Annotated in this window: 6 protein-coding genes; 3 read left to right on the top strand and 3 right to left on the bottom strand. The window is 46.0% G+C overall.

The features are described from left to right. The 3 genes from IQ235_RS17660 to IQ235_RS17650 form a co-directional block, all read right to left on the bottom strand. A partial coding sequence (locus IQ235_RS17660; protein WP_264322740.1) for a glycosyltransferase occupies positions 1-315 on the bottom strand: 315 nt, incomplete at its 3' end. A gap of 110 nt (positions 316-425) precedes the next feature. Further along, positions 426-1,238: a DUF928 domain-containing protein gene (locus IQ235_RS17655; RefSeq protein ID WP_264322741.1), complete on the bottom strand. Its 813-nt coding sequence runs from the start codon at positions 1,236-1,238 to the stop codon at positions 426-428. Positions 1,239-1,445: 207 nt separating this feature from the next. Further along, positions 1,446-2,798 carry an NAD(P)/FAD-dependent oxidoreductase gene (locus tag IQ235_RS17650; RefSeq protein ID WP_264322739.1) on the bottom strand — a complete coding sequence of 451 codons (1,353 nt, stop codon included), beginning with the start codon at positions 2,796-2,798 and terminating at the stop codon, positions 1,446-1,448. 69 nt (positions 2,799-2,867) lie between these two features. Between IQ235_RS17650 and IQ235_RS17645 the strand changes: the two genes are divergently transcribed. The 3 genes from IQ235_RS17645 to IQ235_RS17635 all read left to right on the top strand — a co-directional run. Continuing rightward, on the top strand, positions 2,868-2,993 hold the full coding sequence (locus tag IQ235_RS17645; protein ID WP_264322738.1) for a hypothetical protein: 126 nt from the start codon (positions 2,868-2,870) through the stop codon (positions 2,991-2,993). A gap of 497 nt (positions 2,994-3,490) precedes the next feature. Then, positions 3,491-4,390 carry a choice-of-anchor L domain-containing protein gene (locus IQ235_RS17640; protein WP_264322737.1) on the top strand — a complete coding sequence of 300 codons (900 nt, stop codon included), beginning with the start codon at positions 3,491-3,493 and terminating at the stop codon, positions 4,388-4,390. Between the two features lie 372 nt (positions 4,391-4,762). Then, the coding region (locus tag IQ235_RS17635; RefSeq protein ID WP_264322736.1) for a GTPase family protein at positions 4,763-5,475 on the top strand (713 nt) is incomplete at its 3' end.

Raw genomic sequence — 5,475 nt, 5'->3', positions numbered from 1 at the left:
TTGACCGTAGTTGCGACGCAAAAGAACGGCTTTTAGATTCGGGTGAGTTAGAGCTTTATCTTTGAGCCACTTGGCAGAACCATCTTTGGTCGAACCATCGTCTACACAAATAATTTCGTACCTCAGTCCCGTTTCTTTTAAGCTCGTTACAATTCGCTCGAGCAGGTCGGGTAAACTTTCTTCCTCGTTATAAACTGGAACCACGATCGAAAGATCTAGAGATTCTTCCTCTTGCGAATGATTTAGAGAATCTTCTAGAACGGTTGAGGAATTTAATAGGTCTTGAGAGTCTTGATTTAATGTAGAAATGTTCACGATATCGATACTTGAAAAATAATGAACAACATGGGATCGAAAAACAGATTTGGAGTGTCAAAAACGACTCGCGGGATTTAAAGTTAACAATCCCAAAATTGGGATGGGGATTATCGAGGTTCCGATCGCCGATCTCCACCGCGATCGAGTAATGGAGTCTTCGCCAAATGCTCCGGAAAACCAGCCGATGTCAAAAGTTCTTCCCATTCCTCTTTCAGTTCTCGGGTATCGTCCAAGCGTCGCTCTCGTGCCAAAATATCGAAGGCATCGTGCCAAATTCCCGCTTCTGCATACACTTGGGCACGATCGAGAGGAGTTTTTGCCGTGATAAGTTGCCAGCCTAAGTCTGGGGAGACTTCCACGCGCTCGATCCAGCCTGAATCGGAAACCACTTCAACAGCATCGCCTCCAGTAACAGCATCTAGATACCAGCGATAGAGTTTACCGGATTCTAAGGTAACATCTGGAGGCAGATTAATCCCGATCGCTCCTTGCTGTCTCCTTTCCAATCCATTGAATTCTCTCGATGTTTCATAGACGAGATCGCCATCGTTTCCCCGTTCCTCGGTATCGTACTCGTAGATTTCAAAATAGATCTCTTGGATCTTACGAGAGTCGAGGGATACAAAAAAGGTGGGATTGGGGCGAACGGTCAAACCGAAGTGGGGGGAAGAGAGATCGCCGTAGTCTTTACTGAAATCGTGGGGAACCAGTGGTGTAAATTGGGGCAGACACCGAGTTGCACCTCCGACGGCAACATCCGGTGCACCGCGATTTTCTGGAGGATGAAACTCGATGGCGTATTCATTAGATGGCGGCACCAGAGAGGATGCCCGAGTTGCAGGGGCAAATCCCAATGTCGCGATGAGTTGGGAGAAGGCAACAGAAAAAATGGCAAAGCAAGGTACGTTGGTCAAAATCATCGTTTTCACAAGGTTGCTTGCAAGTTGTACGGTTATTCTGACTCATCCCAAAATAGCTATCGGGATGTTTCCTCGCTTTTATGCAAATTGATGATAATGGCAAATTGTTCTATTTTCATCAGGATAGAAACCTGTCGGGGTCGGTGGGCAGTGAGATAACCCGCGTACGAGTGAAATCCCGATCGAAAAAACTGCCCACCCTACGGGCTATCGATCGCTGGTGACTTTGGGGCGATCGCTATCTTGCAACTCCACTTTGAGGGGGAGGAGGTCCGCTTCTCCGGTAATTAACCGCGCCCCCCGTCCGCGCGTGATGTAGTTCCAGCCCCATTGCACCATCACGATCAGTTTGTTGTCGAACTCGATGAGATAGTAGATGTGGGCGAAGACCCAAATCAGCCACGCCACAAAACCGTCGAGGCGCACAAATCCCAAATCCACCACCGCTTCGTTTTGCCCGATAACGGCGAGGTTGCCGCGATCGACATATTTAAACGCGCCGAGGGTTTTGCCTTGCATTTTCTCTTGGATTTGCTTAGCGACATATTCTCCCTGGGCGACGGCGACGGGGGCTACACCGGGAAGAGGGCGATCGCCTTGGTGGGCGAAGTGGGCTAAATCCCCGATGGCGAAGATGTTTGGGTGTTTGGCGAGGCTTAAATCTGCCTCCACGATGACTCGTCCGGCGCGATCGAGTTCGACTCCGGTTTTTTCAGCCAGTATCCGCCCCATTTTCGAGGCTTTTACCCCCGCCGCCCACAGAATCGTTTTGGCCTCCACTCGTTCGGTTTCGTCTCCCCGACGCATCGTCACTGCGTCATCGGCAATCTCCGTCACCATGGTGTTAGTTTGCACCGTCACGCCGAGTTTGGTGAGGGCGGTTTGGGCTTTTGCCGAGAGTTCTGGGGGGTAGGGAGGCAACACCCGATCCATCCCTTCTACCAGAAGAATGCGGGCGTTGGTTGTATCGACGTGGCGGAAGTCTTCGGGGACAATGTGAAAGGCGAGTTCCCCGATCGCCCCGGCCAGTTCGACTCCCGTGGGGCCGCCACCGACAATGACGAAGGTCAACCACTCTTGCCGCTTTTTGGGGTCGGTTTCTTTTTCGGCTTCTTCAAAAGCATGGTAAATCTGTCGCCGCATTTCCAGGGCATCTTCGACGGTTTTTAGACCGGGGGCGCGATCTTGCCATTGGTCGTTGCCAAAGTAATGATGGCTGACGCCCGTTGCCACGACCAGGGTATCGTAATCGAGGGTTTTGTTGCTGCCCAGGGAAAGGGTTTGGGCGGCAGGATCGATATCGGTCACCTCATCGAGTAAGACTTCAGTATTTTTATTTTTTCTGAGTACCAACCGCAGGGGTGAGGCGATATCCGCTGGCGAGAGGGTTCCTGTTGCCACTTGATACAGCAAGGGCTGGAAAAGGTGAAAGTTGCGTTTGTCTACCAGCGTCACTTGCACGTCGGCGCGGCCGAGGTTTTTGGCGGCATAGAGTCCTCCAAAGCCGCCGCCGACGATAACGACACGATGGGGAGTTTGGGGTGGAGTAGCGTTTATCATTGGCTATTGCAAGTTCGCGAGTTTTTCGAGTTGGTTTTCTCTACCAATATAAACTCGGCTTCTAAAAATATGAGTAACCGTTACAACAACTGGGATGGAGATGTCAGCATTTGGCAACTTCTCGATCGTTTTTATCTCCAGTACGAAGCCCCTAAAACTCAAACTTTAAAGACGATCGATCTCAATTTAAAATAAAGTGCTCGATTTATTTTAAATCACAATTTTTCTTTAAATTCAAATAAATTAATTTTTAAATATAATAGCAACAAATAAAAATCTTATCAATCAATAAAATCGATTTGTCATACAAAATAATTATCTTCAATTCTTGATTCATTAATATTTAGAATCTTATGATTTTGAGTGCAAATCCAAAATCTACAAAATTCAATAGATTTAAAGCTGGCTTCATGAACTCTTTACTATGAAGCTATTTTTATCAAGAATTTGATAAAGATTAAGCATTTCTACTGAAATTCAAATGAAAGTGTGAGAGAACTATAGTGCGTAAAATTACTGAATTTACTGAATATCTGCCATGACTGGCATAAATATTCAGTAAATTATTTGATTTCATCGAATAATTAAATAAACTATTTTGAAATTTTACGTATTTATACTCGATCTAACAAGTCTGAGCCAGTCAGCAATTTATTTTCCATGCGTCTATCACACAAAACATGTATCTCATCATGAAATTTCTCGATCGAGCCATCACACCTCTTGCCGTTACAACGACTTTATTAGCAACCACGGTGAGTTTACCCAGTCGCGCTTTTACAATCGCTAAAAATAGCAATTCCGATGATTTATTAAGTGCATTACTCGGCGACACAACGGGATTGAGTAACTTTTCTGCTTCTATTTCCGGTGATTCTCGTAGCTTCGGTTTATTTGAGGGGGATCCCTTTAATTTAGAGTCAGGAGTTATCTTGAGTACGGGAATTGTTGACCGAGTTTCTGGTGAAAATCGAGGTAATAATGATTTTATCAGCGGCTCGGATTTAAGTGCGGACTTGAAACAACCGGGAAACGATAAAAATTCTTTCGATCTAGCTCAGCTCGATATTACTTTTGAAGCAGATTCAACAGTTGAGATGCTCTTTTTTCAATATGTTTTTGGTTCTGAAGAGTTTGTTGAATTTGGAGGCGATAAGTTTAATGACTCTTTTGAGTTGCTATTAAATGGAGAAAACTTAGCTCGCTTAAGTGATGGGCAAGATGTAACAATTAATAATCTCGTGCCTCAACCCGAACCTGATTTTTTTCATCCCGATTATATTGATAACCCCATTGGAGAAAATACCAAAACTAAACTCGATGGCTACACTCAAGTTCTCACCTTTGAAGGAGCGTTGGCACAGAATTCTCAAAATACCCTTAGCATTCGGATTAAAGATGTTAGTGATGCAGTCTTAGATTCTGCGGTTTTAATTAAAAGTGGTTCGGTGAGTACGGCAGTTCCCAAGGCTGTAACGAAAGCGATACCCTCCCGAGCATCTAAATCTACATCAGTTCCCGAACCGACGTTTGCTTGGGGTTTAGGGTTATTGGTAATTTTTAGTGGTATGTGGAAGGGGAAGGAAAAGTAATGAGTCAGTCGGATGTGTTTAGAGTGTAGTATTCTTAGCGCAAAGTAATCGTTTGTGAAAGTATTTATTTTTTCAAAATCGAAAAATAAAATACAAGCATATTATTTTTTGTCTAAACATTTCAATATCTTTCGGGGCGACACGATATTTTACATTGCAAGAACTGACGCAAATTTCTGTTGAAACTACCATTTGTAGAGGCGTGCTTTCATTCGCCCGATCGCCTATTTAGTCGTATCCGTACATCAGTCGAGATTTCCTCATTAGTAACGTTAGCAATTTCAGATAAAATGACGGAAGGTGTTTCTTGGGTCGAGCTGGAACCAGAGTCAGCGCCGCGAAGCATCTCGACCGATCGATAGGATTTCCCCCATGACCGAAAAACGCGATGCGAATCCACCATCGTCAAAATCCCCAGCCCAGCAGTCGGGGAAAAGCTGGAAACGTCGCCTCTCGCGGGGATGGAACGACGCAGCCGATCGCATTGTCAACCTCCTTCCCGTTGAGAAAGCAGTACAAAAGACGATCGGGTGGTTTAGCGTCAGCGAAGAACGAGTTGCCGAAATTTTGGAAACCGTCCGCGCCGAACTACCCACCACTGAAGCCTTACTCATGGGTAAACCTCAAGCGGGAAAAAGTTCGATCGTCCGAGGACTGACGGGGGTTTCGGCAGAAATTATCGGTCAGGGATTTCGCCCCCACACCCAACACACCGAACGTTATGCCTATCCCTCCAACGATTTACCCCTGATCGTGTTTACCGATACGGTGGGATTGGGGGATGTGGAACGGGATACAACGGCAATCGTCGAAGAACTGGTTAACGATTTGCAACAAAATCGCGATCGGGCCCGCATCCTGATTTTGACCGTCAAAATTAACGATTTCGCTACCGATACCCTGGGAGACATTACCCGAAAACTGCGGGAGACTTACCCGGATATTCCCTGCTTGCTGGCGGTGACTTGTTTGCACGAAGTCTATCCACCTGCTACTGATAACCATCCTCCCTATCCGCCGGAAATTGGCGATGTTACACGAGCATTTGAGGCGGTTAAAGAGGCTTTTTCGGGACTGTTCGATCG

This window comes from Zarconia navalis LEGE 11467 (assembly GCF_015207075.1).
Lineage (GTDB): Bacteria > Cyanobacteriota > Cyanobacteriia > Cyanobacteriales > Geitlerinemataceae > Zarconia > Zarconia navalis.
The sequence above is the reverse complement of the archived record's forward strand: the minus strand, read 5'-3'. Positions and strand labels throughout refer to the sequence as shown.